The sequence below is a fragment of the Rhodococcus shunpengi genome, assembly GCF_048381395.1.
Taxonomy (GTDB): domain Bacteria; phylum Actinomycetota; class Actinomycetes; order Mycobacteriales; family Mycobacteriaceae; genus Rhodococcus.
The window spans coordinates 28,132-43,767 of record NZ_JBLWIU010000019.1 but is presented as its reverse complement, the minus strand read 5'-3'; the positions used below and the strand labels follow the sequence as shown (position 1 = coordinate 43,767).

The window sequence follows — 15,636 nt, the reverse complement described above, 5'->3', positions numbered from 1 at the left end:
GAGCCGCCGGCCACCCGGCGGGTCGAGGAGAGAACATCTGGGTCGCAAGACAGGGGGAGTACCGAACGTGGGCACACCTCGGCCACCCGCCACCTACATGGAGCCGGAGCACCTCCGGTCGCACACCGTCCCGGTCGACGCACACGGCCGCGAGGACACCGACAGAACGTCCACCACCGAGCCGACCACGACCTCCGGAACCGCCGCCGAGCCCGATCTCGGACCGACCGGCCGGCCCCGCCGTCCCGTCCCGGAACCGGTGCCGTTGTCCACCCACGGACCGGCCCGCATCATCGCGATGTGCAACCAGAAGGGCGGGGTCGGCAAGACCACCTCGACCATCAACCTCGGGGCGTCCCTCGCCGAGTACGGGCGCCGCGTCCTGCTCGTCGACCTCGATCCGCAGGGCGCACTGTCCGCCGGACTCGGTGTCGCCCACCACGATCTCGATCTCACCGTGCACAACCTGCTCGTCGAACCGCGGGTGTCCACCGACGACGTGCTTGTGCGCACCCACGTCGAGGGCCTCGACCTGCTGCCGAGCAACATCGACCTGTCGGCGGCCGAGATCCAGCTCGTCTCCGAGGTCGGCCGCGAACAGGCCCTGGGCCGCGCCCTGTACCCGATGCTCGACCGCTACGACTACATCCTCGTCGACTGCCAGCCGTCGCTGGGGCTGCTCACCGTCAACGCGCTCGCCTGCGCCGACTCGGTGCTCATCCCCATGGAATGCGAGTTCTTCAGCCTGCGCGGCCTGGCACTGCTCAACGACACCGTCGCCAAGGTCCGCGACCGGCTCAACCCGAAGCTGACCGTCGCCGGCATCCTCGTCACCATGTTCGACCAGCGCACCCTGCACGGACGTGAGGTGATGTCGCGGGTCGTGGAGGTCTTCGGCGATCTCGTCTACGACGCCGTCATCAACCGCACCGTCAAGTTCCCGGAGACCAGCGTCGCCGGCGAACCCATCACCCGCTGGGCGCCCACCTCCGCCGGCGCCGAGTCGTACCGCGCCCTCGCGCGGGAAGTGATCCACCGGAGCGGTCGCTGAGCCCCGTGCACGCTCCCGTCCAGGACTCGGCGGACACCGGCACGGCACCCGATGGGGAGGTCGACGCGGTGGTCCTCGAGGAACCCCCCGAACCGGCCGGCTCGCAGGTCGAGGAGACCACCTCGGGCTTTCATGTGCGCCTGCGCAACTTCGAGGGCCCGTTCGACCTGCTGCTCACCCTCATCTCGCAGCGTCGCCTCGACGTCACCGAGGTGGCCCTCCACGAGGTCACCGACGACTTCATCGCCTACACCCGCAAACTCGGTCCCGAACTCGGCCTCGACCAGACCACCGAGTTCCTGGTCGTCGCCGCGACCCTGCTCGACCTCAAGGCCGCCCGGCTGCTGCCCGCCGGCGAGGTCGACGACCCCGAGGATCTCGCCCTGCTCGAGGCCCGCGACCTGCTGTTCGCGCGTCTGCTGCAGTACCGGGCCTACAAGCAGATCGCCGAACAGTTCGCCGCCCTCGAGGCCGCCGCCCTGCGCCGCTATCCGCGCGCGGTGTCCCTCGAGGAGTGCTACGAGAATCTCGTACCGGAGGTCGTGCTCGGTGTCGACGCGCACCGCTTCGCCGAGATCGCGGCCGCGGCGTTCCGGCCGAAACCACCACCGACCGTCGGTCTCGACCACCTGCACACCCCGAAGGTGTCGGTTCCCGAACAGGCCGCCCACATCCTCGGGCTGCTGCGCGCCCGCGGCGCCGGCGTCTGGGTCGGATTCGACGAACTCGTCGCCGACTGCGATCTCGGACTGCTCGTCGTGGCCCGGTTTCTCGCGCTGCTCGAGCTCTACCGCGAACGTGCCGTCACCTTCGAACAACCCGACCCGCTCGGACATCTGCAGGTCGCGTGGACGGGGGAGACCGACGGGGAGGCCATCGATTTCGAGGAGGACTACGGGTGAGCGACGACACCGTCGCGCGGGAGCACGTGGACGACAGCGCTGCACCGGAGCGCGCATGGGACGGTGAACTTCTCGAGATCGCCGACGACGAACTCACCGCGGCACTCGAGGCACTGTTGCTCGTCGTCGACACCCCCGCGCCGACCGAGCAGCTCGCGACCGCCATCGGGGTCACCGCCGACCGCGCCGAGGCTGCGCTGCGGCGTCTCGCACAGGACCTCACCGCGCGCGGATCCGGCATCGACCTGCGGTTCGCCGGTGACGGCTGGCGCTTCTACACGCGCCGCGATTTCGCGCCCTACGTCGAGAAGCTGCTGCAGGGTGGCGCGCGCACCAAGCTCACCCGCGCCGCACTCGAGACGCTCGCCGTGATCGCCTACCGGCAACCGGTCACGCGCAGCCGTGTCCGCGCCGTGCGTGGCGTCAACGTCGACGGGGTGATGCGCACCCTGCTCGCGCGGGATCTGATCGCCGAGGCGGGCACCGATCCGGAGACCGGCGGCACGCTCTACGTCACCACGGAGCTGTTCCTGGAACGCCTCGGCCTGGCATCTCTGCAGGATCTGCCGCCCGTTGCGCCGCTTCTGCCCGATGTCGATGTGATCGACGACATCGCCGACAGTCTCGAGTCGGACCCACGATTTGAGAGAATGGGTAGGAACGCGCGTCCCGAGACTCTCTCGCCCGCGGAGTTCGATCCAGAGAACTGACAGGAACCAAGTGAATACACCCGCTCGCCGTGATGGCACACCGGACCGTAGAAGAAACAATCCCCGCAGCGCGAACACGCGCAACACCGGGGGATCCCGCTCGGGACGCACCGAAGCACCGCGTTCCGGAGGACGCACCGAAGCGCCTCGCTCCAGCGGACGTACAGACGCTCCCCGTTCGGGGCGCGCAGGGGCTCCCCGTTCGGGGGAGCGCACCGACTCACCCCGCTCCGATCGCCGGGCCACTCCCGGCCAGTCGGCTGCAGGCCGCAATCCGGCCCAGCCGGCCGGAGGCCGCAATCCGGCCCAGCCGGCCGCCGGTCGCAAACCGCACCGCAAGGGCACCTCGACCGGCAAGCCCTCCAAGCCTGCCGCCAAGCGGGCCGCGCAGCGCGTCGTTCCGACCGTGAGCAACGCCCGCCCGGCGCGTCACCAACACCGCGAAGCCGGCCACGCCCAACTGCCCGCCGGTGAAGGCGTGCGGCTGCAGAAGGTGCTCGCCCAGGCCGGCGTCGCCTCGCGCCGCGCTGCCGAGGAACTCATCGCCGCAGGTCGCGTCGAGGTCGACGGCAACATCGTCGTCGAACAAGGCCTGCGCGTGGACCCGGAGAACGCCGTGATCCGGGTCGACGGCGTCCGCGTCGTCATCAACAAGGATCTCGTGCACCTCGTGCTGAACAAGCCCCGCGGCTGGCAGTCCACGATGTCCGACGATCTCGGCCGTCCCTGCGTCGGCGACATCGTCTCCGAACGCGTCGCCGCCGGGCAGCGCCTGTTCCACGTCGGTCGTCTCGACGCCGACACCGAAGGGCTGCTGCTGCTCACCAACGACGGCGAACTCGCGCACCGGCTGATGCACCCGTCCTTCGAGGTGCCCAAGACCTACCTGGCGACCGTCAAGGGTGTGCTCGCGCGCGGCGTCGGCAAGCAGCTCAAGGCCGGCATCGAACTCGAGGACGGACCCGCCTCCGTCGACGAGTTCTCGCTGCTCGAGGTCCACGAAGGCCAGTCGCTCGTGCGGCTCGTGCTGCACGAGGGACGCAAGCACATCGTGCGACGTCTGCTCGACGCGGTCGGTTTCCCCGTGATCCGGCTCGTGCGCACCAACATCGGTCCCGTCGCGCTCGGCGACCAGCGTCCCGGCACCCTCCGTGTCCTCGGCCGCAACGAGGTCGGAGGCCTGTACCAGGCGGTGAAGCTGTGACCGCCCCGGGAGACGTGTTGATCGTCGCGATGGACGGCCCGTCCGGCACGGGCAAGTCCACTGTCTCCAAGCGTCTCGCGCAGCATCTCGGTGCCGCCTATCTCGACACCGGCGCGATGTACCGCATCGCGACGCTGCACGCCCTGCGCCGCGGCACCGATCTGACCGATCCGGCCGCGATCGCCGCCGTCACCGCCGGCCTGCCGTGGTCGATCGGCACCGACCCCACCGTCGAGGACATCCGCCTCGACGGGGACGACGTGCGCGAGATCATCCGCGGCGCCGAGGTGACGGCCGCGGTCTCCGCGGTCTCCGCCGTGCCCGAGGTGCGCACCCTGCTCGTCGAGGCCCAGCAGCGGCTCGGCCGCGCCGAGCACCGCGTCGTCATCGAAGGACGCGACATCGGTACGGTCGTCTTCCCCGACGCGGACGTGAAGATCTTCCTCACCGCTTCGGCGGAGGCCCGCGCGCACCGGCGCAACAACCAGAACATCGCCGAGGGTCGCGGCGACGACTACGAGGCGGTCCTCGCCGCGGTGCAGCGCCGCGACCACCTCGACTCCACCCGCGCGGTGTCCCCACTGCGCGCGGCGGACGACGCGGTCGTCGTGGACACCAGCGACATGAACATCGACGAGGTGATCGCCGCGTTGCTCGCGGTGGTCGCCGAGCAGACTGGAGCGAAGCTGTGAGCGACGACCTGAGCACCGACTACACCGGGTTCGACGGCGACGGCACGTGGTCGGAAGAAGGTGACTGGGACATCGAGTTCGCCGAGGGCGGCGACCTCGAGGAGTTCGTCCCGGTCCCGACCGTCGCCGTGGTCGGCCGACCGAACGTCGGCAAGTCCACCCTGGTCAACCGCATCATCGGCCGACGTGAAGCCGTCGTCGAGGACGTCCCGGGCGTCACCCGCGACCGCGTCTCGTACGAGGCGTCGTGGAACGGCCGCCGATTCATGGTGCAGGACACCGGCGGATGGGAGCCCGACGCGAAGGGCATGCAGCAGTCCGTGGCCCGGCAGGCGGAGGTCGCGATGCGCACTGCCGACGCGATCCTCGTCGTCGTCGACGCCACGGTGGGCGCCACCAGCGTCGACGAGGCCGTCGCGAAGGTGCTGCGCCGGTCGAAGACGCCGGTGCTGCTCGTGGCGAACAAGGTCGACGACGACCGCGTCGAATCCGAGGCCGCGACATTGTGGTCCCTCGGACTCGGCCAGCCCTATTCGGTGTCGGCCACCCACGGCCGCGGCACCGGCGACCTGCTCGACGAGCTGCTCGCCAAGTTGCCGGCCACGCCCCGCGAGGGCACCGGTGGGGAAGGGCCTCGCCGCGTCGCGCTGGTGGGCAAGCCGAACGTCGGCAAGTCGAGCCTGCTCAACAAGCTCGCCGGCGACGAGCGGTCGGTGGTGCACGACATCGCCGGCACCACGGTCGACCCGGTGGACTCGATCGTCGAGCTCGGCGGCAAGCCGTGGCGGTTCGTCGACACCGCCGGTCTGCGCAAGCGCGTCAACAGCGCGTCCGGCGCCGAGTTCTACGCCTCCCTGCGCACGCGGGGTGCGATCGACGCGGCCGAGGTGGCGGTGTTGCTCATCGACGCCTCGCAGCCCATCACCGAGCAGGACCAGCGGGTCATCACGATGGTCGTCGAGTCCGGTCGCGCCTTGGTGATCGCCTTCAACAAGTGGGATCTCGTCGACGAGGACCGCCGCTACGAACTCGGCCGCGAGATCGATCGCGACCTGTTGCGGGTGCCGTGGGCGTCGCGGGTGAACATCTCCGCCAAGACCGGTCGCGCCGTGCAGAAGCTCGTCCCGGCCATGGAGACCGCCCTCGAGTCGTGGGACAAGCGCATCTCGACCGGACGCCTGAACTCCTGGCTCAAGGAGGTCGTGGCCGCGACCCCGCCGCCGATGCGCGGCGGTCGCCTGCCCCGGGTGCTGTTCGCCACTCAGGCGGCCACTCGGCCGCCGACCTTCGTGCTGTTCACCACGGGCTTCCTCGAGGCCGGCTACCGCCGCTTCCTCGAACGTCGCCTGCGTGAGGAGTTCAACTTCGACGGCAGTCCCGTGCGGATCTCGGTGCGCGTGCGGGAGAAGCGCGACCGCCGCAAGTGAGCTCCCGACGCCCGGTCGTGAAAACGCGCTGACCAGCCGATTAGTGTTTAGGTCCGTTCCTGTTGTAATCTCTGAGAGCGCTCGGAGAGAGCGCGGACGGGCTGTGGCGCAGCTTGGTAGCGCACTTGACTGGGGGTCAAGTGGTCGCAGGTTCAAATCCTGTCAGCCCGACAGCGAAAACCCCTTCCGGCTTCGGTCGGAAGGGGTTTTCTCGTCTCTGCCGAGGACTCATCCGGCCGTCGACGGCGCAGCGGTACGCACCGACCCCGGCGTCAACCCCGTCACGGTCGTGACGGGCGACGCCGTCCGTGACTCGGATATCGAACGTGCCGTGCACGGGCAGGACGCCCTCGTGCGCGCTCCAGCGACCTCGACTGGACCATCGTGCAACCGGTGAACCTCACCGACGGTGACGACGACGAGGCAACGGTTTCCGACAGCGACGTCTCGTCGTGAGCGGTCCCGCGACGTGCGGTCGGGCGCGTGCCGGCCGACCTGATCGACCGGCCCGAGTACGCCGGCGCCACAGTGGCGGTCTCCTGACACGGATCGCGCCGAACGCTCCCGGATCCGGTGCGCACCGTCCACGATGAGAAATGCGTCGGCGGATGGTCACTCTCCGTGCGGCACCATCCGTGCCCTGCGGCACCCGCGAAAGGACCACGATGACCACACGATTCAATCCCTATCTCGCATTCCGCGATTCCGCACGCGAGGCCATGGAGTTCTACAGGTCGGTGTTCGGCGGCGAACTGACGGTGAGCAGGTTCGCGGACATGAACGCCTCGCAGGATCCGAGCGAGGACGACAAGGTGATGCACTCGATGCTCACCACCGACCGCGGCTTCGTGCTCATGGCCTCGGACACCCCGAACGGCATGGACTACACGCCCGGTACGAACTTCTCGCTGTCGCTCAGCGGGGACGACGAGAGCGTGCTCCGGGGTTGGTGGGACGCGCTGAGCGACAGCGGTCGCGTCGACATGCCGCTCGAACGTGCCCCCTGGGGCGATCTGTTCGGCGTGTGCACCGACCGCTTCGGCGTGTCGTGGATGGTCAGCATCGGCGACCAGCAGGGCTGAACCCGCGCCGCTCGGCGCCCGTCAGCCGAGGCGGGCGTCGAGCTCGCGCACCAGTTTCGGTGGCGCGGTCTGCCGATAGGACATGTCGAGCAGTTCGGCGACCTCGTCCCAGTCCACCTCCGGACGGGCGAGGTCGTACCCGACCCACCCGGACGGCCCGAAATACATCGGCACATAGGTGTGGGGTTCCTCGAGCAGCGCGCGGCGCTCCTCCTCGTCGGGCTTGACGATGAGGGAGCGGGGAAACGGTGCGCGGGTGCCCTTCTCGCCGCCTCCGTAGACCGCGAAGGCCGTCCGGGTGGAGAAGAACGGACGGCCGTGCGAGATCTTCTCGCTCGCGCCGGGCAGGGCCAGCGCGAGCGAGCGCACACGAGCGAGCAGGGGATCCGCCTCGTCGAACATCACCGGATGCGGCATGAGCGGAGCGTACCGAGCGGCTACGACGACGGTCGCGCGATCAACTCTTCCGACTCTTCAGCGCATCGATACCGGCGTGCAACAGCGGCTCGACGCCGCGGCCGAGTTCCTCGAACCCGTCGCCGACCGTCTTGCCCTGACGGAACCGGAAGTAGATGCCTTCGAGGATCACCGCGAGCTTGTAGTAGGCCAGGGCGAGGTGGAACGCCATGTCCGACAGGTCGCGTCCACCGGCGGCCTCGTACCGCGCGAGCAGTTCGTCGTCGCCGAGGAAGCCCGGAGCGCGGGACACCGTCGAGACGGGGAATTCCGTGTTCTCCCGCGCCAGCCGCTGGTAGACCAGCAGCAACGCCACATCGGTGAGGGGATCGCCGATCGTGGCCATCTCCCAGTCCAGCACCGCGACCACCTTGTCGTCGTCGTCGACGAGGACGTTGTCGAGCCGGTAGTCGCCGTGCACGATGCCCACCTCGCCGTCGCCCGGCAGATTGTCGACGAGCAGCCGGTGAAGCTCGTCGGCGCCGTCGAGGTCCCGGCTGTGCGAGTTCTCGAGCTGGGTGGTCCAGCGCCGCACCTGCCGCTCGAGGAAGCCCTGGGGGCGGCCGAAGTCCTCGAGTCCCACGGCGGCCGGGTCCACCGCGTGCAGGGCGGCCAGGGTGTCGACCATCCGCTCGGAGATCACGCGCGTGCGCTCGGCGCCGAGCGGTTCGAGTTCCTCCGCGGTGCGATAGGGCGTCCCCACGACCAGATCCATGAGGTAGAAGGGCGCGCCGAGCACCGAATCGTCCTCGCACAGCAGGTACGAGCGGGGGACCGGTACCGCGGTGCCGGCGAGCGCGGAGATGACGCGGTACTCGCGAGCCATGTCGTGTGCCGTCGCGAGGACGTGTCCGAGTGGGGGACGGCGCAGCACCAGCCGCCGGTCACCGTCGGTCACCTCGTAGGTGAGATTCGAGCGCCCGCCGCTGATCAGGCGTGCGCGGAGGGGACCGGAGAACAGGTCGGGGGCGGAGGTCTGCAGATAGGCATCGAGCGCATCGAGGTCGAGGCCGGCGGGCACGTCGTTCATCGAGCTCCTTTCCGTCGGCTCCCACTATGACCGCGGGTGGGGATCCGTGTGCGGAGAACTCCCACCCACGCAGGTAATCCGGACGGTACGGAAACCACAAATATCCAGAATTCCTCTCCTCGGGATCGGCACCACCGACACCAGCCAGGACATGCGCCGACCCGCCGGTGCGATTGTGACGAACTACTGTCGACCCATGCCCGCTGCTCATCCTCTCGACCGAGACAACGTCCGCGACGCGCTGGACGCGTTCGACTCGCGCCGACTGCCGCTCGACGGCCGCCGGCACGCAGCCGTCGTCGTGGCGGTGCTCGACGACGGGAACGGCAACCCCGTCATGCCCCTCACGCGGCGCCCCACGCGTCTGCGGGCGCATCCCGGCCAGTTCGCGTTGCCGGGCGGGCGTCTGGACGAGGGGGAGCAGGCCGAGGAGGCCGCCTTGCGCGAGCTGCACGAGGAACTCGGACTCGACCTCGGCCCCGAGGCCGTGCTCGGCCGGCTCGACGACTACATCACGCGCTCCGGTTACGTCATGTCGCCGTTCGTCGTGTGGTCGGACACCGCCGTGACCGATCTGAAGCCCAGCCCCGACGAGGTCGACGTGCTCTTCGCCGTCACCACCGACGAACTCGACGTCGATCCGCGCTTCGTCACCATCCCCGAATCCGACAAGCCGGTGATCCAGTGGCCCTTCCGCGGTCACCTCGTGCACGCACCGACCGCCGCGGTGGTCTACCAGTTCCGCGAGGTCGTACTGCGCCGGCGGGCCACGCGCATCGACGGTCTCGAGCAGCCGGTCTTCGCCTGGCGTTGACACCCCGGAATCTCCGGTCGCGCGGCTGTGGAAGGCTGGACTCCGTGCCCGAACGGAACTCCGGCGGGGCACCACGAGAACGACCTCACGAGAACACGGAGCGGCCCACCATGACCGATGCGACCGGAACCGCCGACGCGCGCGGATCGGACCGCATCCTCACCGTGCCGAACGTCCTCAGCTTCGTCCGACTGCTGGGTGTGCCCGTCTTCCTCTATCTCGTCCTCGTCGCCCATGCCGATGTCTGGGCGCTGATCCTGCTGGCCGCGAGCAGTATCACCGACTGGGCCGACGGCAAACTCGCCCGGTTGCTCGACCAGACCTCCCGACTCGGCGCCCTTCTCGATCCCGCCGTCGACCGCCTCTACATCGTGGCCACCCTCGTCGCCCTCGTGGCGCGCGACATCGTGCCCTGGTGGATCGCGGTGATCCTCGTCGGCCGCGAACTCGTCCTGGCCCCGACCCTGGCCGTCTACCGGCGCCGGGAACTGCCCCCGCCGGACGTGCTGTACCTCGGCAAGGGCGCCACCTTCCTGCTCATGTGCGCACTGCCGCTGATGCTCGGGGCCGTCGCAGTGCCCGCCTCGGAGCCGATCACCGGCCCGCTCGGCTGGGCTGCCCTGATCTGGGGGACCGTGCTGTACGTGTGGACCGGCCTGCTGTACCTCGGGCAGGCCGTCGTGACGGCACGGATCGTGCCGGCCGGGCGGTGATCCGATGAGCCGCGCATGGGAACGCATCCGGCGCAATCCGGTGCCCTCGCTCCTGAAGTCGCTCCTCGAGGATCATCTCGACCCCGGCTACGCCGCGTCCGCCGCGGACCGGGCGGCAGGGCGCTCGAGCACCTCTCCGCGCGCGTCGCGCGCGTGGCTCGGCGTCGGAGTTCTCCTCGCCGGCCTCGTGATCGGCGTCGCGTACGCGCAGAACGCCGACGTGCAGGCCGGCACCGACAGCACCCGCGCCGAGATCCTCGACTCCCTTCGGGCAGGGGACGAACGCATCGCCGCGCTCACTGCACAACGGGACGAACTCGGTGCCGCGGTCGACGAACGACGCACCGCCCTGTTCTCCGACGGAGGCGACGGCGCGACCATCCTCGACCGACTCCGCGACGCCGAGACCGCAGCCGCAGCAACACCGGTGCGTGGTCCGGGGATCACGGTCACCCTCACCGAACCCGCCGCGCGACCGAACCTGTCGGATGCGGCACGACTCGAGGATCGGCCCACCGCGCTCGTTCTCGACCGCGACCTGCAGTCGGTCGTCAACGCGCTGTGGGCGGCCGGTGCGGAGGCCGTCGAGGTCGGGGGCGTGCGGGTGGGTCCCGGGGTGACCGTCCGGCAGGCCGGGGGAGCGATGCTCGTCGACAACCGGCCCGTATTCTCCCCGTACACGGTCTCGGCGGTGGGATCTCCCTCCCGGCTGCAGACGTCCTTCGTCGTCAGCGACGCCTACCTGCGCATCGCGGGGATTCAGCAGCTCTACGGGGTGGGATTCACCCTCGCCGAGGAGGACGATCTCGAGTTTCCGGCCGCCACGGTCCGGAAACTCGGCAGCAGTGGAGAAACGGGGTACAGGTGAAGCGACTCGAACACGGTCACGCGCTCTACGCGGTGCTCGCACTGGCGATCGGGATCGGCGCCGGAATCGTGTTCAGCCCACAGGTACCCGATGTCGTGCAGCCCTACCTGCCCATCGCGGTGGTCGCCGCGCTCGACACGGTCTTCGGCGGTCTGCGCGCCTATCTCGACGACATCTTCGACGCGAAGGTGTTCGTGGTGTCGTTCGTCTTCAACGTCCTCGTCGCCGCACTGATCGTGTGGCTCGGCGACCAGCTCGGGGTGGGCACCCAGCTGTCGACCGCAGTCATCGTCGTCCTCGGCATCCGCATCTTCGGAAACGCTGCCGCCCTACGTCGTCGCCTGTTCGGAGCCTGACCGTGACCGAACCGCAACAACCCGGCCCCACGCGCGACACCGGTACCACGCCCGAGACCGGCGCCGGCGCGGGCGACGAGACCACCACCGGGTCCGACGCGAGCCGCACCACCCGCTCGCAACGCGTCTTCCTCGTCCTCGCGGCGATTCTCGTCGTCCTGCTCGGCGCCGGCATCGCCACCCAGGTGCGCACGACCGACACCGGCGACGACCTCGACTCGGCGCGCCCTGCGGACCTGCTCGTGCTGCTCGACAACCTCAACCGCCGCGAAGCCGCTCTCCGCCAGGAGATCACCGAACTCGAGCGCACCCTCTCGAGTCTCGAACAGGAAGGCTCGGAAGCGGCACTCGAGGAAGCCCGCACGCGCCTGTACACGCTGTCGGTGCAACTCGGCACCGAACCCGCCACCGGGCCCGGAGTGGTTCTCACCGTCGACGATCCGCGCGAGGGCGTCGGATCGGAGGTGCTGCTCGACATGATCCAGGAGCTGCGCGCGGCGGGTGCCGACACGATGCAGATCGCCGGGGCGAACGGCGAGACCGTGCGCATCGGGGTCGATTCGTGGGTCACCGGACCGGGCGGCGACATCGTCGTCGACGACCGCGGACTCGACGCTCCGTACACCGTCACCGCCATCGGCGACGGACCGACTCTCGCCGCCGCATTGAACATTCCCGGCGGAGTGGTCGACACGGTCGCCCGTGCGGGCGGATCATTGTCCGTGGAACAGTCTCCGCAGGTGGAGGTGTCCGCCTTGCGGGAGATCGAGCCACGCCAATACTCTCAGCCCGGTAACTGAATCCGACGTTCCGGTCGAACGTCGTCTCCGAAAGGACCAGTCTTGACCGATTTCGCGACACCCGAGGATCTGCGGTACACCCCCGAGCACGAGTGGGTGCGCAGGACGGGCGCGACGACCGTGCGCATCGGGATCACCGACTACGCACAGTCCCAACTCGGCGACGTGGTCTTCGTGCAGCTGCCCGAGGCGGGCGCCGAGATCGCCGCCGGCGAGTCCTTCGGAGAGGTCGAGTCCACCAAGAGCGTGTCGGACGTGTTCGCGCCGCTGACCGCGAAGGTGACCGCCGTCAACACGGAACTCGACGCGAATCCCGAACTGGTGAACAGCAGCCCGTACGAGGACGGCTGGCTCGTCGACGTGGAGATCGGCAGCGAGAGCGACCTCGACGAGGCGCTCGCGGAGACGCTCGACGCGGAAGGTTACCGCGGGATCACGGAAGGCTGACGGACCCGACAGGTAACGTGACCGCGACTGTCTGCGTCAGTACCCCCGAGCGGGGTACGGTCGGATATGGCGTGTGCCGTGTCGGACCTGAACGGGGCGAACGAATCAGCGACCGTCCGGGATCACCCGGGTGGTCGAACGGATAAGGAGAAACGGTGAGCGAGAACGGCAACGCGGGCTACGAGGAGACTCCTGCAGAGACCACTTCGGTATTTCGCGCCGACTTCCTGAACGAAGTGGAGGGCGCGGGTTCGGCCACCACCGAAGCGCCCGTCTCGGGTGTTGAGGGCCTGCCCGCCGGATCGGCGCTGCTGGTGGTCAAGCGGGGACCCAATGCAGGATCGCGCTTCCTGCTCGACCAGCCCACCACCTCGGCGGGTCGGCATCCCGACAGCGACATCTTCCTCGACGACGTGACCGTCAGCCGTCGGCACGCCGAGTTCCGCCAGGACGAGGGCGAATTCCAGGTCGTCGACGTGGGAAGCCTCAACGGCACCTACGTCAACCGCGAGCCGGTCGACTCCGCCGTTCTCGCGAACGGCGACGAGGTGCAGATCGGCAAGTTCCGGCTGGTGTTCCTGACCGGTCCGCGAGGTAACCAGGGCGCGGGTAGCTGATGACCGCGGCCCGCCAGCCGGCGCCGGCCGGAATGTCGATCGGGTCGGTGCTCGACCGCCTGCGTCCGGAATTCCCGGACGTGACGATCTCGAAGATCCGGTTCCTCGAGGCCGAGGGACTGATCAGCCCGGAACGCACCCCCTCGGGCTACCGACGCTTCTCGATCGCCGACTGCGAGCGTCTGCGGTACGTGCTCACCGCGCAGCGCGATCAGTACCTTCCGCTCAAGGTGATCAAGGAGCAGCTCGAGGCGATCGACCGCGGCGCCGCCACGGTGGGATCGGTCGAGACCCGGATCACCCGGCCGCGCCCGCTGGCGGTCGCCCGCGGCGAGGTCTCGCCGGAGGATCTGCGCACCGACCGCGAGATCCGGGTGAGTCGCGACGATCTGTGCACCCGTGCGGGGATCGACGCGGCCTTCCTCACCGAGCTGGTGGGGGCGGGCCTGGTCAAGCCGGGCCCGGCCGGTTTCTTCGACGAGGACGCGGTGCTGCTCGCCCGCACGGCGAAAGCGATGGCGGAGTTCGGCCTCGAGGTTCGGCACCTGCGGGCGTTCAAGCTCGCCGCCGACCGCGAGGCCGCGCTCGTCGCGCAGATAGCCGGTCCGATCGCGAAGGGCCGCGACGCCGGGGCGCGGCAGCGCGCCGAGGAGATGGTGCGCGAACTGGCCGCACTGTCGTTGACATTGCACACCTGCCTGGTGAAAGCGGCGGTGCAGGGGGCCCTCGACCGTTAGGCGACGAATTCATCGCCGTGTGCGACCACGGGCCCTCCGTCGGGTGGTGACGTACGGCACCTGACGGATGCGCTGGAGGACACTAGAATTCCAGGCAGTACCTGTCGGGTGGTCCCACCACCGACGAGCAGCAGGACGGAGGCATCGCGATGAGCGAGATGCGGATAGTAGGGATTCGTATCGAACAGCCGCAGAACCAGCCTGTCCTCCTGCTGCGGGAGGTCGACGGCGATCGGTATCTGCCGATCTGGATCGGGCAGAACGAAGCGACCGCCATCGCCCTCGAACAGCAGGGGGTCGAACCAGCGCGGCCGCTGACCCACGACCTGATCAAGAACCTCCTCGAGGCGTTCGGTCACAACCTGCGCGAGGTGCGCATCGTCGACCTGCGCGAAGGGACGTTCTACGCGGATCTGGTCTTCGACGGAGGGATGCGCGTGTCCTGCCGGCCCTCCGACGGGGTCGCGGTGGCCTTGCGCATCGGCGCGCCGGTCCACGTCGAGGAACCGGTGCTCACGGAGGCAGGACTGGTCATGCCCGACGAACGGGAGGACGAGGTCGAGAAGTTCAAGGAGTTCCTTGACTCCGTCTCGCCCGACGATTTCAAGGCGACGGACGGCTGAGCGCCGTCCGTCCGCACGGCGACGAGCGTTGGCGCGCGCGTCGGCCGTGACGGTAGTAATGTCGAACGTTGCCTTCCGGTCGGCGTGTTGCAGCCCGACGCCCAACACCGGAGCGTACGCTGAGTTGATCCGCCAGGGATGACTCGGTGAGCCTGGGAGCGCTCGATGATCGGATGTGGTCGGGGGGATCCGCCAATCGATCGTTGCGAGGCAGAACTGGGCGCGCGAGAGGGAGTCAGTAGTGCGAGATCGGACGAAGGGACAGCCACTCGGCGTCGATTCCGGCGATCGCTCGAATCCGGCGCCGCGGACGAACGAGACCGACGAGATCCAACCGGGCCTGTTTCCGGACAACTCGGTACCCGACGAGCTCGTCGGCTACCGCGTGCCCATCGCCTGTCAGATCGCGGGAATCAGCTACCGCCAGCTCGACTACTGGGCCCGCACGAATCTGGTCGTACCGTCCATCCGCGGGGCCGCCGGCTCCGGTAGCCAGCGGCTGTACTCGTTCAAGGACATCCTCGTCCTCAAGATCGTCAAGCGCCTGCTCGACACCGGTGTCTCGTTGCAGAACATCCGCGTCGCCGTCGACCATCTCCGCAGCCGCGGGGTGGGCGACCTCGCGAAGATCACCCTGTTCTCCGATGGCACCACCGTCTACGAGTGCACGTCGCCCGAAGAGGTCGTCGACCTGCTGCAGGGCGGGCAAGGTGTCTTCGGGATCGCGGTGAGCGGCGCGATGCGCGAACTCACCGGCAGCATTGCCGATTTTCCCGCCGAACGCGCCGATGGCGGCGGCGTCGAGGAACGCCCCGAGGACGAACTCGCGTCGCGTCGCCGCGAACGCATCAACCGCCGCATCGGCTGACCCCACCACTGATGTCGCATCGGCCGACGACACCGCCGATCCATCTCTGCTGATCCATCTCCACCACCTGCGGCGCTTTCCGCACCTGCGGTATTTCGACCCCTGCGACGTGATCTAGACTCGAAGATGCGTCGCCATCACGCGGGAGAGACCCGGACACCGAGCCGGGCGCCGAAGGAGCAGCACCTCCCCGTCAATCTCTCAGGCAACCGGGACCGCGTGAGCTCCGACGTCTCTGG

At 69.1% G+C, this 15,636-nt stretch carries 19 protein-coding genes, 1 tRNA gene and 1 riboswitch; of the genes, 18 read left to right on the top strand and 2 right to left on the bottom strand.

The window, feature by feature from the left end:
- Positions 1–67: 67 nt before the first annotated feature.
- From ACNJ7K_RS12110 to ACNJ7K_RS12075, 8 genes are all read left to right on the top strand, one after another.
- Entirely contained in the window at positions 68–1,051 is a 984-nt protein-coding gene (locus ACNJ7K_RS12110) for a ParA family protein (protein WP_372473929.1), read from the top strand.
- A 5-nt stretch (positions 1,052–1,056) separates the two neighbouring features.
- Positions 1,057–1,953, top strand: coding sequence for a segregation and condensation protein A (locus ACNJ7K_RS12105; RefSeq protein WP_372473931.1), 897 nt, complete (start codon positions 1,057–1,059; stop codon positions 1,951–1,953).
- Between the two features lie 26 nt (positions 1,954–1,979).
- Positions 1,980–2,663 carry an SMC-Scp complex subunit ScpB gene (gene scpB, locus ACNJ7K_RS12100; protein WP_230791819.1) on the top strand — a complete coding sequence of 228 codons (684 nt, stop codon included), beginning with the start codon at positions 1,980–1,982 and terminating at the stop codon, positions 2,661–2,663.
- A gap of 10 nt (positions 2,664–2,673) precedes the next feature.
- Entirely contained in the window at positions 2,674–3,867 is a 1,194-nt protein-coding gene (locus tag ACNJ7K_RS12095) for a pseudouridine synthase (protein WP_225623570.1), read from the top strand.
- Positions 3,868–3,896: 29 nt separating this feature from the next.
- Positions 3,897–4,559, top strand: coding sequence for a (d)CMP kinase (gene cmk / locus ACNJ7K_RS12090; RefSeq protein WP_120284343.1), 663 nt, complete (start codon positions 3,897–3,899; stop codon positions 4,557–4,559).
- On the top strand, positions 4,556–5,986 hold the full coding sequence (der, locus tag ACNJ7K_RS12085) for a ribosome biogenesis GTPase Der (RefSeq protein ID WP_019289613.1): 1,431 nt from the start codon (positions 4,556–4,558) through the stop codon (positions 5,984–5,986). Before cmk ends, der begins: the two co-directional genes overlap by 4 nt.
- Before the next feature lie 97 nt (positions 5,987–6,083).
- Positions 6,084–6,157: transfer RNA gene (locus ACNJ7K_RS12080), tRNA-Pro, on the top strand.
- 494 nt (positions 6,158–6,651) lie between these two features.
- The gene (locus tag ACNJ7K_RS12075; RefSeq protein ID WP_120282966.1) at positions 6,652–7,068 is read left to right on the top strand and encodes a VOC family protein; all 417 of its coding nucleotides are present in this window, start codon (positions 6,652–6,654) and stop codon (positions 7,066–7,068) included.
- A gap of 21 nt (positions 7,069–7,089) precedes the next feature.
- On the opposite strand, the gene ACNJ7K_RS12070 is transcribed toward ACNJ7K_RS12075, so the two are convergent.
- Together ACNJ7K_RS12070 and ACNJ7K_RS12065 are read right to left on the bottom strand one after the other, a co-directional pair.
- The gene (locus ACNJ7K_RS12070) at positions 7,090–7,485 is read right to left on the bottom strand and encodes an MmcQ/YjbR family DNA-binding protein (RefSeq protein ID WP_024101105.1); all 396 of its coding nucleotides are present in this window, start codon (positions 7,483–7,485) and stop codon (positions 7,090–7,092) included.
- Between the two features lie 40 nt (positions 7,486–7,525).
- Positions 7,526–8,554, bottom strand: a complete 1,029-nt coding sequence (locus tag ACNJ7K_RS12065) for a phosphotransferase family protein (RefSeq protein ID WP_230791741.1) — start codon at positions 8,552–8,554, stop codon at positions 7,526–7,528.
- A gap of 196 nt (positions 8,555–8,750) precedes the next feature.
- Here ACNJ7K_RS12065 and ACNJ7K_RS12060 point away from each other — a divergent pair, with 196 nt between their 5' ends.
- The 10 genes from ACNJ7K_RS12060 (at position 8,751) to ACNJ7K_RS12015 (ending at position 15,397) form a co-directional block, all read left to right on the top strand.
- Entirely contained in the window at positions 8,751–9,368 is a 618-nt protein-coding gene (locus tag ACNJ7K_RS12060) for an NUDIX hydrolase (protein WP_033098314.1), read from the top strand.
- 110 nt (positions 9,369–9,478) lie between these two features.
- Positions 9,479–10,081 carry a CDP-alcohol phosphatidyltransferase family protein gene (locus ACNJ7K_RS12055; RefSeq protein ID WP_006552741.1) on the top strand — a complete coding sequence of 201 codons (603 nt, stop codon included), beginning with the start codon at positions 9,479–9,481 and terminating at the stop codon, positions 10,079–10,081.
- Between the two features lie 4 nt (positions 10,082–10,085).
- Entirely contained in the window at positions 10,086–10,949 is an 864-nt protein-coding gene (locus tag ACNJ7K_RS12050; protein ID WP_159418143.1) for a DUF881 domain-containing protein, read from the top strand.
- Positions 10,946–11,305 (top strand): small basic family protein, encoded by a 360-nt coding sequence (locus ACNJ7K_RS12045; RefSeq protein WP_006552743.1) that lies wholly within the window; start codon positions 10,946–10,948, stop codon positions 11,303–11,305. The genes ACNJ7K_RS12050 and ACNJ7K_RS12045 overlap by 4 nt, the downstream gene beginning before the upstream one ends.
- Before the next feature lie 2 nt (positions 11,306–11,307).
- A complete protein-coding gene (locus ACNJ7K_RS12040; RefSeq protein WP_120282956.1) occupies positions 11,308–12,105 on the top strand; it encodes a DUF881 domain-containing protein in 798 nt (265 codons plus the stop codon).
- A 42-nt stretch (positions 12,106–12,147) separates the two neighbouring features.
- On the top strand, positions 12,148–12,552 hold the full coding sequence (gene gcvH / locus ACNJ7K_RS12035; RefSeq protein ID WP_159418145.1) for a glycine cleavage system protein GcvH: 405 nt from the start codon (positions 12,148–12,150) through the stop codon (positions 12,550–12,552).
- Between the two features lie 155 nt (positions 12,553–12,707).
- A complete protein-coding gene (gene garA / locus ACNJ7K_RS12030; protein WP_006552746.1) occupies positions 12,708–13,169 on the top strand; it encodes a glycogen accumulation regulator GarA in 462 nt (153 codons plus the stop codon).
- Positions 13,169–13,906 (top strand): transcriptional regulator FtsR, encoded by a 738-nt coding sequence (gene ftsR, locus ACNJ7K_RS12025; RefSeq protein WP_016694269.1) that lies wholly within the window; start codon positions 13,169–13,171, stop codon positions 13,904–13,906. Before garA ends, ftsR begins: the two co-directional genes overlap by 1 nt.
- A 149-nt stretch (positions 13,907–14,055) precedes the next feature.
- Positions 14,056–14,529, top strand: coding sequence for a bifunctional nuclease family protein (locus tag ACNJ7K_RS12020; protein WP_059384135.1), 474 nt, complete (start codon positions 14,056–14,058; stop codon positions 14,527–14,529).
- Positions 14,530–14,770: 241 nt separating this feature from the next.
- Positions 14,771–15,397, top strand: a complete 627-nt coding sequence (locus ACNJ7K_RS12015; RefSeq protein ID WP_016694271.1) for a MerR family transcriptional regulator — start codon at positions 14,771–14,773, stop codon at positions 15,395–15,397.
- Between the two features lie 132 nt (positions 15,398–15,529).
- Positions 15,530–15,625: riboswitch (glycine riboswitch) on the top strand.
- Positions 15,626–15,636: the final 11 nt, after the last annotated feature.

Excerpts from the sequence above, each read along its gene's own strand:
- cmk (WP_120284343.1), top strand. The coding sequence starts at position 3,897 with ATGGACGGCCCGTCCGGCACGGGCAAGTCCACTGTCTCCAAGCGTCTC.
- ACNJ7K_RS12075 (WP_120282966.1), top strand. The coding sequence starts at position 6,652 with ATGACCACACGATTCAATCCCTATCTCGCATTCCGCGATTCCGCACGC.
- ACNJ7K_RS12070 (WP_024101105.1), bottom strand. The coding sequence starts at position 7,485 with ATGCCGCATCCGGTGATGTTCGACGAGGCGGATCCCCTGCTCGCTCGT.
- ACNJ7K_RS12065 (WP_230791741.1), bottom strand. The coding sequence starts at position 8,554 with ATGAACGACGTGCCCGCCGGCCTCGACCTCGATGCGCTCGATGCCTAT.
- ACNJ7K_RS12060 (WP_033098314.1), top strand. The coding sequence starts at position 8,751 with ATGCCCGCTGCTCATCCTCTCGACCGAGACAACGTCCGCGACGCGCTG.
- ACNJ7K_RS12055 (WP_006552741.1), top strand. The coding sequence starts at position 9,479 with ATGACCGATGCGACCGGAACCGCCGACGCGCGCGGATCGGACCGCATC.
- ACNJ7K_RS12050 (WP_159418143.1), top strand. The coding sequence starts at position 10,086 with ATGAGCCGCGCATGGGAACGCATCCGGCGCAATCCGGTGCCCTCGCTC.
- ftsR (WP_016694269.1), top strand. The coding sequence starts at position 13,169 with ATGACCGCGGCCCGCCAGCCGGCGCCGGCCGGAATGTCGATCGGGTCG.
- ACNJ7K_RS12020 (WP_059384135.1), top strand. The coding sequence starts at position 14,056 with ATGAGCGAGATGCGGATAGTAGGGATTCGTATCGAACAGCCGCAGAAC.